This is a genomic window from Saccharothrix sp. DSM 118769, assembly GCF_052936295.1.
In genome coordinates this window covers 4,228,889-4,246,628 of sequence record NZ_CP193627.1, presented here as the reverse complement: position 1 = coordinate 4,246,628, position 17,740 = coordinate 4,228,889, and the positions used below count along the sequence as shown (strand labels likewise).

17 protein-coding genes and 2 pseudogenes are annotated in these 17,740 nt (G+C 74.0%); 11 read left to right on the top strand and 8 right to left on the bottom strand.

Annotated features, from left to right (window positions below):
• Nucleotides 1–61: 61 nt before the first annotated feature.
• Nucleotides 62–1,108, bottom strand: coding sequence for a saccharopine dehydrogenase NADP-binding domain-containing protein (locus ACRAKJ_RS18515; RefSeq protein WP_438920078.1), 1,047 nt, complete (start codon nucleotides 1,106–1,108; stop codon nucleotides 62–64).
• 71 nt (nucleotides 1,109–1,179) lie between these two features.
• On the opposite strand from ACRAKJ_RS18515, the gene ACRAKJ_RS18510 reads away from it, so the two are divergent.
• Complete coding sequence (locus ACRAKJ_RS18510; protein ID WP_438920079.1) at nucleotides 1,180–2,124, top strand: helix-turn-helix domain-containing protein; 945 nt, start codon at nucleotides 1,180–1,182, stop codon at nucleotides 2,122–2,124.
• 5 nt (nucleotides 2,125–2,129) lie between these two features.
• Here the strand turns inward: ACRAKJ_RS18510 and ACRAKJ_RS18505 are convergent.
• The 3 genes and pseudogenes from ACRAKJ_RS18505 to ACRAKJ_RS18495 form a co-directional block, all read right to left on the bottom strand.
• Nucleotides 2,130–3,070, bottom strand: a pseudogene (locus ACRAKJ_RS18505) (amidase family protein); the annotation flags it as partial.
• A gap of 33 nt (nucleotides 3,071–3,103) precedes the next feature.
• Entirely contained in the window at nucleotides 3,104–4,048 is a 945-nt protein-coding gene (locus tag ACRAKJ_RS18500) for a serine hydrolase (protein WP_438920080.1), read from the bottom strand.
• A 210-nt stretch (nucleotides 4,049–4,258) separates the two neighbouring features.
• Complete coding sequence (locus tag ACRAKJ_RS18495; protein WP_438920081.1) at nucleotides 4,259–4,381, bottom strand: hypothetical protein; 123 nt, start codon at nucleotides 4,379–4,381, stop codon at nucleotides 4,259–4,261.
• On the opposite strand from ACRAKJ_RS18495, the gene ACRAKJ_RS18490 reads away from it, so the two are divergent.
• On the top strand, nucleotides 4,365–4,823 hold the full coding sequence (locus tag ACRAKJ_RS18490; protein WP_447009100.1) for an Asd/ArgC dimerization domain-containing protein: 459 nt from the start codon (nucleotides 4,365–4,367) through the stop codon (nucleotides 4,821–4,823). The genes ACRAKJ_RS18495 and ACRAKJ_RS18490 overlap by 17 nt on opposite strands.
• A complete protein-coding gene (locus ACRAKJ_RS18485; protein ID WP_438920082.1) occupies nucleotides 4,811–6,076 on the top strand; it encodes an amino acid kinase family protein in 1,266 nt (421 codons plus the stop codon). The genes ACRAKJ_RS18490 and ACRAKJ_RS18485 overlap by 13 nt, the downstream gene beginning before the upstream one ends.
• A gap of 481 nt (nucleotides 6,077–6,557) precedes the next feature.
• On the opposite strand, the pseudogene ACRAKJ_RS18480 reads toward ACRAKJ_RS18485, so the two are convergent.
• Nucleotides 6,558–6,656, bottom strand: a pseudogene (locus tag ACRAKJ_RS18480) (helix-turn-helix domain-containing protein); the annotation flags it as partial.
• 109 nt (nucleotides 6,657–6,765) lie between these two features.
• Here ACRAKJ_RS18480 and ACRAKJ_RS18475 point away from each other — a divergent pair.
• The 7 genes from ACRAKJ_RS18475 to ACRAKJ_RS18445 all read left to right on the top strand — a co-directional run bounded on the left by ACRAKJ_RS18475 (nucleotide 6,766) and on the right by ACRAKJ_RS18445 (nucleotide 12,956).
• Nucleotides 6,766–7,932 carry an MFS transporter gene (locus tag ACRAKJ_RS18475; RefSeq protein ID WP_438920083.1) on the top strand — a complete coding sequence of 389 codons (1,167 nt, stop codon included), beginning with the start codon at nucleotides 6,766–6,768 and terminating at the stop codon, nucleotides 7,930–7,932.
• 69 nt (nucleotides 7,933–8,001) lie between these two features.
• Nucleotides 8,002–8,709 carry a CPBP family glutamic-type intramembrane protease gene (locus tag ACRAKJ_RS18470; protein WP_438920084.1) on the top strand — a complete coding sequence of 236 codons (708 nt, stop codon included), beginning with the start codon at nucleotides 8,002–8,004 and terminating at the stop codon, nucleotides 8,707–8,709.
• A 97-nt stretch (nucleotides 8,710–8,806) separates the two neighbouring features.
• On the top strand, nucleotides 8,807–9,277 hold the full coding sequence (locus ACRAKJ_RS18465; RefSeq protein WP_438920085.1) for a hypothetical protein: 471 nt from the start codon (nucleotides 8,807–8,809) through the stop codon (nucleotides 9,275–9,277).
• A 2-nt stretch (nucleotides 9,278–9,279) separates the two neighbouring features.
• A complete protein-coding gene (locus tag ACRAKJ_RS18460; RefSeq protein ID WP_438920086.1) occupies nucleotides 9,280–9,921 on the top strand; it encodes a hypothetical protein in 642 nt (213 codons plus the stop codon).
• A gap of 52 nt (nucleotides 9,922–9,973) precedes the next feature.
• Entirely contained in the window at nucleotides 9,974–10,813 is an 840-nt protein-coding gene (locus ACRAKJ_RS18455) for a hypothetical protein (protein WP_438920087.1), read from the top strand.
• A gap of 2 nt (nucleotides 10,814–10,815) precedes the next feature.
• The gene (locus ACRAKJ_RS18450) at nucleotides 10,816–11,598 is read left to right on the top strand and encodes a hypothetical protein (protein ID WP_438920088.1); all 783 of its coding nucleotides are present in this window, start codon (nucleotides 10,816–10,818) and stop codon (nucleotides 11,596–11,598) included.
• Nucleotides 11,595–12,956 carry a hypothetical protein gene (locus ACRAKJ_RS18445; RefSeq protein WP_438920089.1) on the top strand — a complete coding sequence of 454 codons (1,362 nt, stop codon included), beginning with the start codon at nucleotides 11,595–11,597 and terminating at the stop codon, nucleotides 12,954–12,956. Before ACRAKJ_RS18450 ends, ACRAKJ_RS18445 begins: the two co-directional genes overlap by 4 nt.
• On the opposite strand, the gene ACRAKJ_RS18440 is transcribed toward ACRAKJ_RS18445, so the two are convergent.
• From ACRAKJ_RS18440 to ACRAKJ_RS18430, 3 genes are all read right to left on the bottom strand, one after another.
• On the bottom strand, nucleotides 12,953–14,380 hold the full coding sequence (locus ACRAKJ_RS18440) for a TIR domain-containing protein (protein ID WP_438920090.1): 1,428 nt from the start codon (nucleotides 14,378–14,380) through the stop codon (nucleotides 12,953–12,955). The two genes, ACRAKJ_RS18445 and ACRAKJ_RS18440, sit on opposite strands and share 4 nt — an antisense overlap.
• Before the next feature lie 225 nt (nucleotides 14,381–14,605).
• On the bottom strand, nucleotides 14,606–16,048 hold the full coding sequence (locus ACRAKJ_RS18435; RefSeq protein WP_438920091.1) for an FAD-dependent oxidoreductase: 1,443 nt from the start codon (nucleotides 16,046–16,048) through the stop codon (nucleotides 14,606–14,608).
• Nucleotides 16,049–16,271: 223 nt separating this feature from the next.
• Nucleotides 16,272–17,201: a hypothetical protein gene (locus tag ACRAKJ_RS18430; protein WP_438920092.1), complete on the bottom strand. Its 930-nt coding sequence runs from the start codon at nucleotides 17,199–17,201 to the stop codon at nucleotides 16,272–16,274.
• Between the two features lie 119 nt (nucleotides 17,202–17,320).
• Here ACRAKJ_RS18430 and ACRAKJ_RS18425 point away from each other — a divergent pair, with 119 nt between their 5' ends.
• Nucleotides 17,321–17,713: an MmcQ/YjbR family DNA-binding protein gene (locus ACRAKJ_RS18425; RefSeq protein WP_438920093.1), complete on the top strand. Its 393-nt coding sequence runs from the start codon at nucleotides 17,321–17,323 to the stop codon at nucleotides 17,711–17,713.
• The last annotated feature ends 27 nt before the right edge of the window (nucleotides 17,714–17,740 follow it).

The following is a 17,740-nucleotide window of genomic DNA, read 5'->3' as shown; positions in this document are numbered from 1 at the left end:
TGTCCGCCCGTGCCACTGGACGGGTGACTGCCGAGGTGCGGGCGCGGCACCCGCGGGTCGACTATCGCGTTGTCGCGAATGGTTGCCGGTCGGACCGGACCGTGATGGCGTGGGCGTTCCGCTCCAGCGCGGCGAGGACGTCGGCGGCGTCGAACGCTTCGCCGGGCGCTGCGGCGCCCGGACCCCGGTGGCGTCCGTCGAGGAGTCGGGCGGCGCCTTCGACGACGATCGGCACGGTGACGGCGTAGATGTCGCGCCCGGTCGCGCTGATCCGCCGGGTGTCCGCGCCCTGACGCACGAGGACGTCCACGACGAACTGCTGCGCCGATCGCCCCTGCTCGTCGGTCGAGGCCGGAGCCGGCGTGGCGGCGTCACGGAGATCCTCGAGCGGAGCGGTGTTGAGGTGTGAACGCAGCTCGCCCACGTCGAGGTGGTGATCGATCGTGATCACCTCGGAGAACGGCAGCTGCACGACCGACTGGTCGCCCAGCGGCGACGGGTAGGACCAGGTGCCGGACGGTGCCGGGCTTTCCAGCGCGGTCAGTGCGCCGCCGCGGATCACCAGGCGGGTCGCGGTGTTGCGCGTGCCGGTGATCCTGGTGCCGGCGGTCGGCCACCAGCGGTCCAGGCCGATCGCGACCTCGACCTCGTCGGCTCGCGAGCCACCGTCGAGCGCGGCCGTGACCAACAGGTCCGCGAGGCCGCCGTAGAAGGCCATGGCGGGGACGACCGCGACGCCCGCGGCTCGGGCGGGGGCGTCGAGGTCGCGGTAGAGCGCCTGCACGACCGGCTGCTCGGCGGTGACGTCGAGGTAGTGGGCGCCGGCCTCGACCGCGGCGCGGGCAAGGGGCAGCGCGGTGTCGAGGAACGGCCCGGCGCAGTTGACGACCGCGCCGGTGCCGGCCACCGCCCGTCGGAGCAGGTCGGGGTCGTCGATGCCGACCACCCGGCGGTCCAGCGCCGCGTGTCGGGGTGGGACGGCGGCCAGGCGCTCGGCGCTGCGACCCGCCAGCACGGGGACGAGCCCGCGCCGCAGCAGCTCGTCGACGACGAAGCGCCCCGTGTGACCGGTGGCGCCGTAGACGAGGACTCGATCGGTTGCGTTCACGGGACCATCGTCGGGCGCGAGGCAGGTCGTGGACGAGTGTCTGAAACGACGTGGGCCGTACATTATGGGACATGCCCAGGATCGCGCTCGTCATGCACGGCTCCGCGATGCTCTACGAGATCGCGATCGCTTCCGAGATCTTCGGCGTCGACCGTTCGGAGCTGTCCCCGACCGGCACGTGGTACGACCTCGTGGTCTGCACCGCCGACGGTGCTCCACACCCCTGGCTGGCGCACCTGCCGACCACGTCGTACGCCGGGATCGCGCAGGTCGACACCGTCATCGTGCCCTCGTCCGACGACCTCGACGACAACCCCGACCCGGAACTCCTCGACGCGTTGCGCACGGCGCGCGACCGCGGCGCCCGCATCGCCTCCCTGTGCACCGGCGCGTTCGTCCTGGCCGCGGCCGGGGTGCTCGACGGCCAGGTCGCCACGACGCACTGGATGCACGCCGAGGACCTCGCCCGCCGCTACCCGCGGGTCGACGTCCGGCCCGACGTGCTCTACGTCGACGAGGGGGACGTGCTCACCTCGGCCGGCAAGACCGCGGCGCTCGACCTCTGCCTGCACCTGGTGCGTCGCGACCTCGGCGCCGCCGCCGCCAACGGGATCGCCAGGCGACTCGTCGTGCCCGCCCACCGGAGCGGCGGTCAGGCGCAGTTCATCACCCCGCCCGCCGAGCCACGTAACCCGAACGGCCTCACACCCACCCTCGAATGGGCACGTGCCCGTCTCGACCAGCCCCTGACCGTGCGCGACCTCGCCGGGCACGCCAACCTCAGCACCCGCCAACTCGCCCGCCGCATGCGGGCGGAACTCCAGGTCGGGCCGCTCGACTGGCTCCACCACCAGCGGATCACCCGCGCCCAGGAACTCCTCGAACGCACCGACGCCTCGATCGACCGGATCGCGACCAGCTGCGGCATGGGAACCGCCACCACCCTGCGCCGGCACTTCCACCGCGTCCTCGGCGTCACCCCCACCGCGTACCGGGCGACGTTCCGCCTGGAATGACACCGCGGAACGACGACCGCGCCCCAGGGCGGCCAGGTGGCCGGTCCGGCCCGGACGAGCTGGTCGAAGTAGGGGCGCTCGACGCCGTCGATGTCGATGCGCCGTTGCAGCGGATCGGGGTTGTGGTCGTGCGGGAACGCGGGAGTCGGCATGATCGGGCACACCACGGCGTCGAACTCGGCGAACAGCTGCCGCCGGCCGTCGCGGTGGAGTTCGCGGCGGTTGTTCGCCTCGATCCGGTCGCGGCGGCTGAACAGCATGCCGCGCAGCCGCGCCGCGTCGAGACTCCGGTCGCCTGCGCTCGGTCCGGCGGCGCGCGTCCGCAGCTGCTCGTCCGCCTCGACGGGAAACGCGCGACTGGGCCCGAGAACTGCAACTGCGTGTAAAGCGTCGCGGCTTCGGCCAGGTCGGGCAGCAGCGGACTGCGTCGTTCGACGCGGGCAGCACCGTCGACGAGCGCGGCGGCCACCCGGTTCACGTCCGCCCGCACGGCGGACCCGGTCGGGGTGAACGGGTGCTCGTCGAGCACCAGGACCCGGAAATCGCGGAGCCGTTCGTGGCGTGCGGGCGGCGGTGCGGGCGTGCGCAGCGAACCGGCTAGGTCGGAACCGGTGGACAACGCGCCGAACCCGGCCGCCAAGGCCGCCGCCGACCCACCGGAGGAGCCACCCGGCGTACGACGGTGCTCCCGCGGGTTGGTGGTGGTGCCGTAGATGTCGTTGAAGCTCCGGATGTCTTGCGGTCCCAACGGCACATTGGTCTTGCCGAGCAGCGGCCGGTTCTCACCACGCGCACGTGCCTGGTCGGCACGGCGTGCGGCGGCCCGCGCACGGTCGAAGTCCGGCACGCAGATCGCGTTGACCACCTCGTCGTCGCGCTCGGTACGGACGATCGCCTCGTCGGTCGGCTCCACCGACGTCACCGCTCCGGCGCCCGGGATTGCGATGACGACCCGGACTCCACGGTCGACGGTGCCCGGTCAGCGGCCTTCTTCCCCGGTCAGCTGTTCGAGCAGGGTGAAACCGTGCCGGTCCACCGGGATCGCGGTCGCGGAGAGGACGACCGCCGCGGTGCCGGCCGCGCGGTCCAGGCCCAGCCAGGTGCGGAAGCCGCCGGTGCCGCCGTTGTGCCAGGTGATGGCACGGCCGTTGCGCTCGATCGTGATCCACGCCGCGCCGATGCGCACCACCCGGCCGGTGAAGTCCTCGACGGGTTCCAGGGCGGTGGTGCCGGGTGCGGAGCCGTCGAGCAGCGCGGCGGCGAGGCGGGCCATGTCGCCGATGCGCGCGCGGATGCCCCCGGCCGGTCCCAGCGCTTCGCCCGTCCACGGCCGACGCTCGCGGCCCCACCTGGTGGTGCCGGTGAGTGCGGCCGGTCGCAGGTCGGCCGGGGTGGCGGGCGCGTAGAACACGTCCAGGCCGAGAGGGGCGGCGACCCGGTCCCGGAGCAGGCCCTGGAACGTCGTGCCGGCGGCGCTCGCCAGGGCGTGCCCCAGGAGTTGGAAGCCCAGGTTGGAGTAGCGGGGGCGGGGCGGGCCGGGGCGCACGCCACGTGCCTGGGTGAGCAACTGGTCGAGCGTGTCGCCGTACGGGTTCGCGCCGTGCAGCCACAGCGCCAGCGACCTGCGCAGCGGGGAGGCCGCGGCGGGCAGGCTCGGCAGGCCCGAGCGGTGGGTGGTGACGGAGGACAGCGTCACCCCGGCCACCGCGGTGTCGTCCAGCGGCAGCAGGTCGCCCAGCGTGGTGGACGGCCCGACCTCGCCCCGTTCCCTCGCGTCGGCGTAGAGCAGCCCCGTAATCCCCTTGGAGATCGAGCCGATCTCGAAGTCCGCGTCGGCAGGCGCGCCCGCGCTCGCCACCGAGGTCCCGGCAGGCGAAACCGTGGCCACGGCGGCCACTCGGTGCCGAGACCCCAGGCGCGCCACCAACTTCTCCGCAAGCGTTGCACCCGACAAGACCCACCCCTTGGAACCCTCACGCGACGACGGGCAAACGGTAGCCGGCGTGCCCCTGGACAACACGCTTCCTTCGACTACCGGTGATGCGACTTTGGTATGAAGTGACGTCGGCACGCCGTCGACCGCCCCTCGGCGACTTGATCAAAAAGTACGAACCCGCAGCTGCCTAACCGCAGGTCAGGCCGTGTAGCCGGCTTTTGGCACCTCACAGGCCATCGCCTCCGCCGAGCGCCTGGCCGACCGGTCGACGGCCCCCGAGCCCTCCGGCAGGTTCGGGCAGCCGCTGGCGTTCAACCTCATCCCCGAGATCGGCCTCGCCGACGACACCGGCTACTCCCACGAGGAGCGCAAGCTGGCCGCGGAGCCCCGGCGCATCCTCGGGCTGCCGGAACTGCGGATCACGGCGACCGCGGTGCGGGTGCCGGTCTTCGACTGCCACTCCGAGGCCGTCCACGTGCGCACCACCACCGCCGTGACCGCCGAGGCGGTGGAGGACGCCCTCGCGGCTGCCCCGGGGGTGCGCGTGTACCGGCGCGGGGCGACAACCGCCTACCCCATGCCCCGCGTGGTGGCGACCTCGGACGACGACCGCGCGCTGGTGCACGTCGGCCGGATCAGGACCGATCCCGACGACGACCGCGCCCTCTGGCTGTGGGTGGTCGCCGACAACCTGCGCGTGGGCGCCGCGGCGAACGCGGTCGACATCGTCGCGCTGGCGGTGAACCGGGGATGGCTCCGCTGATCCCCGAGGTCCTCAAGTTCGGAGGCTCCGCCTTCGTCGACAGCGCGGGCTTCGACCGGGTCGCCGAGCACGTCGCGCACCGAGCCGCGCGGTGCGGTCGCGTGGTCGTCGTGGTCAGCGCCATGTCCGGCACCACCGGACTCCTCCAGGAGGCGTTGCGCCGCCTCAACCCCGACCCGCCCGCCGGTGCTTCGGCGATGGTGCTCACGACCGGCGAGCTGGTCAGCACCGGGCTGCTGGTCGCGGCCCTGGCCACGCGCGGCGTCACCGCGACGGACCTATCGGGACACCGCCTCGGGTTCCTCGCCACCGGACCGGCCGACCGGGCCCAGCTGATCTCGGTCGATCCGGCCGGGTTGCGCGACGCGCTGCGGCGGTGCCCGGTGGTGGTCGTCCCCGGCGGCCAGGCCGTCGACGCGGCAGGCACCCTGGTGATGCTGGGCCGCAACAGCTCCGACCTGTCCGCGGTGGCGGCGGCGACAGCCGTCGGCGCACCGTCGTGCGAGATCTTCTCCGACGTTCCCGGTGTCTGCACCGCCGACCCGCACCTGGTGCCCGCGGCGCGGACGCTGCCCGTGGTCGGCCACGACACGATGCGCCTGCTCGCCGAGGCCGGGGCCAAGGTGGTCCAGGGGCAGGCGCTCCGCTGGGCACGGCGTCACGGGATCGAGGTGCGGTGCAGCACGATGCCACCGGCCGCGGTGTGCGGGACGGTGATCGCCGAGGCACCGCCCTCCGCGGCCTGCGTCGTGCACCAACGAGGCCGGATCTGGTCGTTCGGGACGACGGCGGACCGCGACGACGCCCGCACCGCGCTCCACGAAGAGGGCGTGGAAACGCTCACGGTGGGCACGTCGCTGCTGGTGGTCTCCCCCGACGGCCGCGACCGCGCCACCGCGCGCCACTGCGCGGCCGGTACCGCACACCCGGACTCGCGCCTCCTCACCGTCCTGCGGTCCGACGGCGCGGTGGAACGGATCGTCGTACCGCAGGACGAAGCGGTCGACGCCCTGCGCCGCGCCCACGACCGGTTGTACCCGCAGTCCGCACCACGGGCACCGGGCCCCCCGAGCCGAAGCTCCGCTCCCACCACAGCGGACTGCTCCTCGGTGCGGACCGCCCTCCCGTCCCGTGACCGGGCGGAGCCGTCGAACGGGCTCCCGACCCCACACCGACCCCATCCCGTCCGAGCCGGGCGGAACGGCGGTGGACGACCTCGCACCCCGTCGATCCGTTCCAAGCGTGCCGCCTGAGACGTCGGGATGCGCCGTGCTCGAACTCCGCCCGGCGCAACTCCGGTCGTGGCCGGTTCGACCCGCCCGTCCACGAACGGGTACGTGAACGCACCTTTCACCACCGAACGCGTGACGGCCCACCACGCGGGCCGCTGCTCGTGCACGTGCCGGTGGAACGCGACACCTCCGCGGATGTCGCGGGCTTGAACGATGTGGCCGAACGCCCCCGGTGACGGAGTTGTTCACCGCTCGGACGCCGTCACCCTCTGGTACCGGGTTCACGACGCCGGTCATGACGCACCGCAGGACGGCGGTTGGCGTGGTCGTGGTGCCACCGTGAGGGCCGGCCCGGTCTGGGCGAGGCAGCCGTCGAGCACGTCGGGCCGGTACTGGGCGGAACACCGGAGTCTGTCCGCGCGGCGCCCAGGTCCGCCGCGAGCCTCGTACCCGGGGCCACACCTCCTCGTGCCACACACCGACCGCCCGATCACGGTCCTGACGGCCCCACCGACCGCAACGCCTCCAGACCGCCTTCGCGCCAGGCCCGACGCCACTTCTCCACCTGACGCACACCCACCCGCAGCTCCGCGACGATCAAGAGCCATCACGGGGCCAGTTCCACCGCCAATACGAATTCAACCTCTATAATTAAAAGCGCCCGGGAATTCGATATAACTTTCCATTAATCATTCCCCTAGCGTCAGGGGATGCGTTCCGCCTTCGCCGGTTACCGGCACGTCCTGCGCATTCCCGCGTTCCGTCGCTTCTGGGTCGGCACGGCGGCGTCCCGCTGCGGTGGCGCGTTCACCACCGTCGCCCTGTCGTGGCTGGTCCTGGACCTGGCCGGGCCCGCCGAACTCGGTTTCCTGCTCCTGCTGTCCGGTATTCCGCTGCTGGTGACCGGCCCCGTGGCGGGACGGGCGCTCGACCGGTTCCCGGCGCGCCTGCTGCTGGGCTGGGACAACGCGCTGCGGTGCGCGCTGGTCGCGTCGCTGCCGGTGGCGCAGGTTGTCGGCGGGATCGGGCTCACCCACGTGTACGCGGTCGCCGTCGTGTCGGCCGCGTCGTCCTCGCTGACCGAGGTCGCGGAGGGCGTGCTCGTGCCGCACCTGGTGGCCGACGAGGACCTGGAGCACGCCAACTCGCTGCTCTCGGTGAACTGGGAGCTGGCCTACGTCGTCGGACCGCCGGTGGCCGGGCTGCTGGTGGGCGCGGCGGGCACCGGGGCGGCGCTGGTGGTGGACGCGGCGAGCTTCGCGGTGATGAGCGCGGCCGGGTTCGGCCTGCCCGCGCTGCCGACCCGGGCGGACCGCCCGGCGCGCGGGTCGGCGGCGCTGTGGCGGTTCCCGGTGGCCTTGGCGCTGACCGCGGGTACCGCCGGGTTCCTGTTTCTCGGCGGCGTGGTGGAGGTGTTCTACCCGGTGCACGCGCAGGGCGCCGGTCCCGTGCTGTACGGGGTGCTGCTGGGCGCGACGGGGGTGGGCGGCCTGTGCGGCGTGCTGGTCGGCGTCCCGCTCTGCCGGCGGCTGCCGGCCCGATGGCGGGTCGCGGCGGTCGTGGCGGCGGGCGCGCCGGTGTTCGCGCTGCTCGCGGTCACGCCGCCGGGCGCGGTGGCGGTCGGCGTGGCGGCGCTCGCGTCGTTCCTGTGGGGCCCGTACCACGCGGTCGAGCGGTCGGCGTTCCAGCGGGCCGTGCCGGACGCGGTGCGCGGGCAGGTGACCGGGGCGCGGACCGCGCTGTGCTCGCTGGGGTTCCCGCTGGGCGGCGCGGCGGGTGGCGCGCTGCTGGCCGGCGCGCCCACCTCGACCGCGGCGCTCGTCGTGGCCTGCTCCTACGGGGTGGTCGCGCTGGTCACGGCGGGGGCCTCCCGTTGACCTCGCCCGCGGCACGGGCTATGCACGGTTGTGGACGTTGGTGGGAACGAACCGCGGTTCGGGTGGCGGATGCTGGGCGTGTACCTCGCCGCGCAGGCGACGATGGTGGCCGCGTCGGCGGTGGTGCTGCTGCCGTTCACGGCGGCGGACGGGGACCGGCTGCCGCCGTGGACCCTGCTGGCGCTGCTGGTCGTGCCGATCTCGCTGGCCGTGGTGGTGGCGGTGGCGGGCACGCGGTGGCTGGGGCCGGGGCCGGCCCGCGGTCGGGCGGTGCGCGAGTTGGCCGTGCGGTGGGACTGGCGGGACCTGGGGGTGGGCGCGGCGCTGGGCGCGGGCGGCCTGGTGCTGACCCTGCCCGCGGTGGCGCTGTGGTCCCGGTGGGTGGGTGACGACCGGGCCGGGTCGGCGGTCGGGGACGCGTTCAGCGGGCTGGCGCTGCAGCCGACGGCGGCCGTCGTGGCGTTCCTCGCCGTGTGGCTGATCGCGCCGCTGGGCGAGGAGGTGCTGTTCCGGGGTGTGCTGTGGCGGGCCCTGGAGCACTGGGGCTGGAACCGCTGGGTGGTGTTCGCGGTGACCTCGCTGGTGTTCTCCGCGGTGCACCTGGAACTGCTGCGCACCCCGTTGCTGGTGGTGCTGTCCATCCCGATCGGCCTGGCCCGGCTGCTGACCGGGAACCTGCTCGCGGGCGTCGTCGCCCACCAGGTCAACAACTTCCTGCCCGCCGTGGCGCTGCTGCTGACGACCACCGGCGTCCTGCCCGCCGCCGGTCCCGGCTAGCGGCGTTGGGCCGTTCGGGGGACGTCGTGACACACCCGGCGCACCGGGGGCGATTCACCGGGTGACGAGCCAGCCACTTCGGCCTGGGAGGTCCACGGTGCCCGACGCGCTGCGCAGCCGTGTGATGGCACCCGTCTACGCGTTGATCGTGTCGTTCTGCGCCGTCCTGGTCCTCGGGGCCGCGGCGGACCGGGAGGGCACGACGACGACGTCCACGACTCCGCCGCCCGCGACGGCGCCCCCCGCGACGTCCGCGCCCGAACCCGCCGCGCCGGTGTTCCGCCTGATCACCGAGGAGCGCGACGGCCTCGTCGTGCGGCGGGAACCGGCCTCCGGCCTGGCCGGGAAGCGGGTGGAGGTGCTGACCGGCGGCGGGCCGGTCGTGGTCGGTGAGGGTGCGGAGCTGTCGGTGGGCGCCGGGTCGCGGCGGGTGTGCGTCCTGCTGCCCGAGGGGTGGACCGCGCCGCCGCCCGCACACCGGTTGGACGGGCGCGTCCACTGCTGGGACGTGACGCCCCGCGCCGACGGCACCCCGGTGAACCTCGTCGTCACCGGACCGGGGAGGTGAGCGTGCGCAGGACGACGGTGCTGCTGCTGACGGCCGCGTGCGCGGTCGCCGGTGGCCTGCTCGGCAGCCACCAGTGGCAGCTGGGCTTCTGGCGGCTGACGGCGGTGCTGGTGGTCGGCTCGGCCCTCGGGGTGGCCGTCGCGATAGGACTGCTGACCACCGACCCGGTGCGGCAGGTGCCCGTCCCGCCGCGACCGGCCGTGCCGCCGGGCAGCGGTCCGCCGGGTGCCGAACGACCGGGCGGCGAACGACCGGGCAGCGAACGACCGGGCAGCGGTCCATCGGGTGCCGGACCTGGTGTCGCACCGCCCCCTGCCGGGCCGCCGCGGAACGCGTCGGTCCCGGCCCCGCGGCAGGAGTCGGCGCGGCAGGGGTCGGCCCGGGGCGGGCGGGAGTGGTGGACCGAGTCGCCCCCCGCCGACCCGGGAGGCGGCGAACCCGCCGCCGCGCCGCCGCCCCGCCACGAGGTGACCCGGGCCGTGGTGGCGCAGTGCCCGCACTGCGGCGGCTTCCAGCTCGACGTGCGCCAGGACGGCGACACCTACGAGTTCGACTGCCGCGACCCGCGCTGCCGGTACCGGTGGTCGTGGCGCGCGGGTGACGCGTGGCCCACCACCGTGGTGCGGCGCAACCTGAACGGATGACGCTCGACCGACCACGAGGAGGCGGAGGACGGTGAACTCCTACCGGCAGTCCGTGTCGCGATCCGACCCGGGGTGCGTGGTGATCCTGCTGGACCGGTCGGACTCGATGAAGCTGACCTGGGGCCGGACCGGGGCGTCGCTCGCGGTCGGGGCCGCGCTCGCGGTCAACAACATCCTGCTCGACATGTGCATCAAGGCCACCAGCGAGGTCAACGCGCCGGTGCGGCACTACTTCGACGTCGGGATCTTCAGCTACGGCGCGCGCGCCGGCGGGCAGGGCGAGGGCGTCGAGTCGGCGTTCGGCGGCGCGCTCGCCGGGCGCGGCCTCGTGCCGCTGCCCGAACTGGCCGAGCACCCGGTGGCGGTGCGCGAGGAACCGTCGATCGACGTGATGCCGGTGAGCGCGAGGATGCCCGTGTGGGTCGATCCCGTGCACGGCTACCGCACGCCGATGTGCCAGGCGATCGCGGTGGCCGGCGGGCACCTGTTCGACTGGGCCGCCGCGCACCCGGACTCGTTCCCGCCCATCGTCGTCAACATCACCGACGGCATGGTCACCGACAGCCCGTACGAGGGCACCTCGCTGGCGGACTGGGTGAAGCGGTTGACGTCGATCGCGACGAACGACGGCGCGGCGCTGTTCTTCAACGTCTTCCTCTCGCCGTTCGAGGTGGACGAGGTCGTGTTCCCGGCCGACCCCGGCGGCCTGCCCGTGCCGGGGCCGGACCTGTTCGCGCTGAGCAGCCCGCTGCCGCAGCCCATGATCGACAACGCCCGCGTGGACGGCTACGACGTGCGGCCGGGGGCGCGCGGGCTGGCGTTCAACGTGGGCCGCTCGACGCTGCTGCGGGTGCTCCAGATCGGCACGAGGGTGCCGGGTCGGGCGAGGTAGCCGTGCACGCGCGGCAGGTCGTGTTCTACGCGCCGAAGCACGGCAACGCCGAGGCCGAGTGGGAGGACGGCGCGGCGGCGGCCCCGGCGGACAACGGCCGCGGGCCCCGGTTCGCCGTCGCGGACGGCGCGACGCAGGGCTTCGGCTCGGCGCGCTGGGCGCAGCGGCTCGTCGCGGGCTTCGTCGGCGCGGGCAGCCCGGCGCCCGCCCTGGACCGCGCGTCGCTGCACCGGTGGGCGCGGCACGCGCAGGACGACTGGCGCGCCGACCCGCGCGTGGCGGGCGCGACGCCGTTGCAGCGGCACAAGATGGAGGTGGTCGGGTCGTTCGCCACGTTCGTCGGCTGCGAGCTGCGCGACCTGGGCGGTCCCCGGCCGCGCTGGACGGCGGTGGCGCTGGGCGACGCGGTGCTGTTCCACGTGCGGGGGCAGCGGCTCGTCGGCCAGTTCCCGGCGATGGCCGCCGAGGACTTCGGGTCCAACCCGGACGGCGTGCCCACCACGCCGGACGGGCTCGCCGACGTGGTGGGGCGCGTGCTGTTCGCCGAGGGGGACCTGGCCGACGGCGACGTCCTGTACCTGGCGACCGACGCGTTCGCGCAGTGGGTCGTGGCGACCGGCGGTCCCGCGCTGTGGTCCGACCTGGCGTCCCTGGAGCACCCGGACGCGTTCCGCTCGCTCGTCGCCGACCGGCGCGCGGCCCGCGAGATGGTCAACGACGACGTCACCCTCCTGCGGGTGCTGGTCGACGCCGCGCCGCCCGAGCACCTGGTGGTGTGCCTTTGACGCGCTACCCGACGCCGGACGAGTACGTGAAGGCGGTGCAGCGGCCCGAGTCGTTCACCAGCGCCGAGCTGCGCGGGCTGGAGCTGGTGACGCACCCGCTGTACGGCATCCCGATGCCCGCGGCGGGGACCAGCGCCGTCGTGTTCAAGGCGGTCGGCGGCGGCGGCGAGGAGCACGCGCTGCGCTTCTTCACCCGCGACGGCGAGTGGAGCGGCGAGCGGTACGGCGCGCTGCGCGACCACTTCACCGCGAACGGCCTGGCGGGCGCGGTGGCCCTGCCCCGGTGGGTCGACGACGGCGTGCGCGTCAACGGCCGGACGTGGCCGGTGGTGCGGATGCAGTGGGTGGAGGGGCACACGCTGAACCGGCACGTGGACGAGCTGGTGGGACGCCGGGACACCGCGTCGCTGGAGGCGCTGGCCGGGTCGTGGCGGGAGCTGGTCGGGCGCATCCAGCGCGCCGGGTTCGCGCACGGCGACCTCCAGCACGGCAACGTCCTGGTCGACGGGGGCGGCGACCTGCGGCTCGTCGACTTCGACTGCTCGTGGATCGCCCGGTTCACCGGCGCCGCCGCGCCCGGCGAGACCGGGCACCGCAACTACCAACCGGCGGCCCGGCCGTGGGGCCGGTGGATGGACACGTTCTCCGCGCTGGTCATCTACCTGTCGCTGCTGGGCCTGGCGCGCGACCCGGCCGGCTGGCGGACCCTCTACACGGGCGAGAACCTGTTGTTCCGCGACGAGGACTTCCGGCAGCCGTTCCAGACCCCGGCGTGGCGGCACCTGGCGGGCGTCGGCGACCGGCGGGTGGACGAGTTGACCCGCCGGCTCCAGGAGTGCTGCGCCCCCGGTTGGGCGGCCGGGACGAGCCTGGACGACCTGCTGGCGCCGCGGGCCGTGCCGTGGTGGGAACGCACGCCCCAGCCCGCCGCCCAGTCCCCCACCACCCAGCCACCTGCGGCTCAGCCACCCGCGGCCCAGTCCCCAGCCGCCCAGTCCCCAGCCGCCCAGTCCCCCGACACCCGGCCACCCGCGGCCCAGCCGCCGACCACCCCCACCCCCGTCGCCGTTCCCCCGCGTCCGGCACGCCCCACGCCGCCCCGCCCGCGCCCGCCCGGCGGCCAGTGGTGGGTCGAGCCCGCTGCGCGACCGACTCCCCGACCGGCTCCTCGACCGGCTCCCGCCAAGGCCGGGCTTCGCCGCCCGGTGCTAGTGGCCGCACTGGTCACCGTGCTCGTGCTCGTCGTGCTGCTGCTGGCGGACCCCCGGGAACCGGAGGCGGCGGTGGGCACCGGCGCAATGGTCGGCCTGATCACGCTCGTGGTGGGCCTGGTCCGCCGCAGGCGGCGGTCCCGCTAACTGAAGAACCCGGTGGAGGCGGCGAAGGCGACCGCCCCGAGGATGCCGAACACCGCGATGACGATCCCCGTCCTGGCCCGCGCCTCACCGCGCGTCGCGCCCACCACGGTCAACGACAGCCCGAGGACCGCGAGGATGAGCAGGACGGTGACGGCGACGGGCGAGCCCTCGCCCCCGGTCAGCGCGATGAGGAGCAGGGGGAGGCCGAGCGCGCCCAGCAGCGTGCCGACGAACGTCACCGTGCCGCCGGGCGACCGCGCTCCCTCCGCGACCTGACCGGCCGGTGCCTGTCCGGCGGGCACCTGTGCGGCCGGTGCCTGCCCAGTCGCCGCCTGCCCGGCGGGCACGGTGGCGGCCTGGGCCTGTTCCCCGTCCCACCACTGCTCGGCGGGCGGTCGCGGTGCCGTCCCGCGCCGCTCGTCACCGCGGACGACCATCCCGCGCAACCACTCGGGCGCGGTACCGCGGGCCGGGGTTTCCGCAGTTGAGGTGTGCGCGGTCGGGGTCTCCGGGTTCGACGTCACGACGGGCCTCATCCCGAAGGGCGGCGTCTCGACCTGCCGCTCCTCCGCCGCCGCCCCCGCAGCACCGGTCTCCTCCCGCTCCTCTTCCCGAACGGGCTCTTCCCGGGCCGCCACTTCCCGGGCGGCCTCCTCGCGAACGGCCTCCCCCGCTTCAGCGGCCTCCTCCGCCCCGGGCCGTTCCCCGGCGGTCCGCCGCCAGTGGTCGGCGGCGGGCAGGCGGGTCTCCCCTCCCGGCGGCTCGACGCCCTCCTCCGGCTCCAGCCCGGCGAGGATCTCGTCGATCTCCCGCGAGTTGTTGCGGGTGATCTCCCCCCGCTCGCGGAACTCGCGCAGCAGCTTGACGATGTCGGCCCGCGCGACCGCGTCCTCCTCGGTCTTCAGGTGCCGCCGCAACTGCCCGACGATGTCCTCCTGCCGCTCGGGCGTGATCTGCGCCGGCCCGAGTAGCTCGGCGATCCGGTACAGGTACTCGAACGGCACCCGGGGCGGCTCGGGCAGCGGGTCCGGCAGCACGAGGGGCCGCGAGGTCAGCTCGGTCAGCGCCGCGACGAGGTTGACGATCGCGTTGGCGTCGCGCTCGCGGTAGTCGACGAGCTGCCGTTCCATGATCGGGATGCGCAGGTTCGCCAGCGGCCCGACCTGCACCGGCAGCACGGGCAGGCCGAGCGCGCGGGCGTACTCGAACTCCTGCCGGCACGGCAGCGACTTCCAGGACGCCTGCGACAGCGCGAACACGAACACCTTGGCCGACCGGATGGTCCGGATGATCTCCCGCCACCACAGCTCGCCGCCGTGGATCTCGTGGTCCATCCACACCTCGCGCCCCATCCGGCCGAGGTCGTCGCGCAGGGCGCGCACCAGCGCCTCGTCCGCCCTGGTGTAGCTGACGAAGATGGTCATGGGTCATGCCCTCCGGTCTGGGCGCCAGGCGTGAGCACTCACCCCATTGGTCGTCCCGGACCGGCGTTTCGTTGCGCCCGGCCGCCCAACCCGGCGACCCGGTCCGGCAATCGGTCCGGTGACCCGATCACCCGACGCGGCGCAGCACCACCGGGCCCGGCAGGAGGCCCAGCACGGCCCACCTGCCGAGCCCGCCGACCCCGCGCGGCTCGACCGACCTCGTGCCTAGTCCTTCCAGGGCAGCTCGTCGCGCAGGCCCTCGTTGATGGCGTGGGCGTTCTTCACCGCTGCCTTCAGCGCGCCCTCCACCCACCGGCGGTGGCGACGGTCGCACGCGTCGTTGGCGAACCACACCCGGCCCACCGGTCGGATCACGTCCTCGTAGAAGCCCTCGCTCATCTCGAACGCGCGGAACAGGGGGCCGATACCGCAGGCGAACCAGTCCAGCGCCCAGTCCTTGTAGACGCCGAACTCGAACGTGTCCCGCGCCTCCGGGTGGATCTTGACCAGGTCCTCCAGCGCCTGCTGCACGCTCTCCTCCCCCGCCAGCGGGGTGTAGGGCATGCTGTCCTGCTCCCAGCAGTAGGACGCGATCATCACCCCCTTCCCGTACCGGGTGTCCTGCCCGGCCGGCGGGTAGACGATGTTGCGGATCGCCAGGTCGGTCACCGTCAACCCGTGCGTGATGCCGTACTTCGTCTCCCACCACCGTTCGCTGAACTGCATGAACAGCTTGTGCGCGCGGCCGTAGTAGGTGTTGCGGATGGCGTACCACTTGTCCGGGTCGAGGCCCTGGATCTCCATGTGCCGCAGGGTCGCGAACGGCACGGTGACGACCACCTCGTCGGCCGCGACGGTGTGCGTGCGGCGGCCCGAGCGGTAGTGCACGCGCGCGCCGTCCTCGCCCTGGTCGATCGCGTGCACCTGCGCGCCGAACCGGATGTCGTCCATCAGGTGCGGCTCGAAGGCGCGCGGCAGCGAGTCGGCTCCGTCCACGATGTACGACAGGTCGCCGAAGACGTCCTCGTAGTAGTGGGAGAACCACTCGACGAGGGAGAAGTGGTAGCGGCCCTCCAGGTTGAACAGCGGTCCGAGCATGGACAGCGCGCCGTCGCCGAGGCCGCGCTCCTTCAGGTAGCCCAGCAGCGTGTACTTGTCGTAGTCGAGCAGGATCTTGTGCCACGCCTTGTCCGGGTCCTCGTTCTCCATGACGTCGACGAGCGGTTGCACGGTGTGCCGCAGCAGGTCGTGCGGCGTCCGGGCGGCCTCGTTCGCGGTGAGGTCGAAGCGGAACGCGGAGGCGTCGAAGTCCCGGCGGCGCACGCCCTTGCCCTGGAGGTACACGAACGTGTCCTCGTCGTACATGGGGAAGGGCTTCGTGGCCAACCGGAACTTGTCCCGGATGAGCCACTGCACCAGGGGGTGCTGCTCGGGGAAGCGCATGGCGCCGAACTCGCCGTACATGTCACCCGCGAAGTCCCGGTGGGTCAGGATGCGCCCGCCCAACCGGTTCTGCCCCTCCAGGATCGTCACCTGGTGGCCGGCTTCCTTGAGCAGCAGCGCGGCCGTCAACCCGGCCATCCCCGCCCCGACCACGACCACCCGCCGCCGCGGCGCCGAGCTCTCCGGCAACCCGTCCTTGAGCAGGTCGAGCACGTCCAACACCATGACCACACCTCACACCCGTTGGTCCGACCGTCCATTGGAGACAGAAGGGGTGGCCATCCCGTAACGACCGTAGCCCTGGTCGCGACCACCGGCCAACGCCCTGATGGAGTGGTTCCCGGCGGCGCCGCCGCGGTCGACGGGTACACCCCCTGGGCCGAACGGGTCGTCACGTCCCCCGGTCAGGTGGCGGAGCCCCGTCACCCCACCGGGCGGTGGGAGCCGGTCAGGGTGTCGCGGTGATCCGCGAACGGCGGGTGAACCGGCCGTCGTCGTCGGTGGTGAGCCAGGAACCGCCACCCACCGGCCGGACGTCGCCGGCGTCCCGGGCACCGGTCTCCAGCCGGCCCCGCGCCTCGCCGGTGCGCACGTCCACGAGGTGGTGCGCGAACTCCTCGTCGTCGGTGTCCTCGTCGTAGACGATGACGGCGACGAGGGCGGTGCCGTCGTCGAGGTAGCCGCCGGCGTACTCGAAGCAGACGTGCCCCGGGCCGGTGCGGAACGGCTCGGCGGTGGTCCGGGCCAGCACCTCGCCGCCGGGGTAGGCGTGGAAGGCGACGTCGCCCTGCTCGTGGTCGACCGTCATGAACCCGTCGCCGCCCGGCGCCAGGTCCACCAGGCAGCGATCGGCCCACGGGTACGGGTCCAGCTCGACCGCGCCGCCCTCGAAGCGGCCCCGGTACACCCGCGCGCCGTCCTGGCCCTCGCCGACGTCGAGCAGCACGTGCACGCCGTCCGGGTGCGGGAAGTGGCTCCCGCCGTGCCCCTCGCTGCCCAGGTCGGCCTCGGCGAGGACCGCACCGGTCGCCGCGTCCACGACGACCCACCGGTCCGTGTCGCCGCGCTTCGACATGGCGTCCGGCCGGTAGAGCCACACCACGCCGCCGTCGAGGGAGAAGGCGCAGTCCGGGCGGGCGGCGAACCGCTTCGTCCCGGCGGGGCCGAAGTCGACCCGCCACAGCTCCCGGCCGTCGGCGTCCAGGCACACCAGCGCGTCGTCCACGGTGTACGCGAGGCGGCCGAGGTCGGGTGCGGCGGAGTGGCCGGCGGGCTCGACGCCCCCGGGCAGCGGGAAGACGGCCACCGGGCCGTCGGGGAGGGTGAGGGCGTGGACCGAACCGTCCACGTGGCGCGTCACGACGCGGGGCACCGTCATGCGGCACAAGGTATCCGGCCACGGCGACACCGGGGTTCCGGACCTCGTACGCGTCGCGGCCGACGGGATTGTCGGTCCCCGTCGCTAGCCTGCCGACAGGACGATCAAGGGGGACGACCGTGGACGAGGACGAGGTGCTGGACCGGGTGCGGGCGGTGTGCCTGGCGCTGCCGGAGGTGGTGGAGGAACGCGCCTGGCGCGGCACGCGGTGGCGCGTGCGGGGGCGGACGTTCGCGCACGTGCTGGAGGTGGAGGACGGCGACCCGCCCTCGTACGCGCGGGCGGCGGGCACGGACGGGCCGGTGAGCGTGCTGACGTTCCGGGCGGAGGGCGCGGAGCTGGACGCGTTGAGCCACGCGGGGCCGCCGTTCTTCAAGCCGGAGTGGTCGGCGACCACGGTGGGCGTCGTGCTGGGCGACGGGGTGGACTGGGAGGAGGTGGCGGAGCTGTTGACCGAGAGCTACTGCGCGTCGGCCCCGAGGAAGCTGGTCGGCCTGGTCGAGCGGCCGTGATCGCGCTTGCGCGGCACCCCTGACACA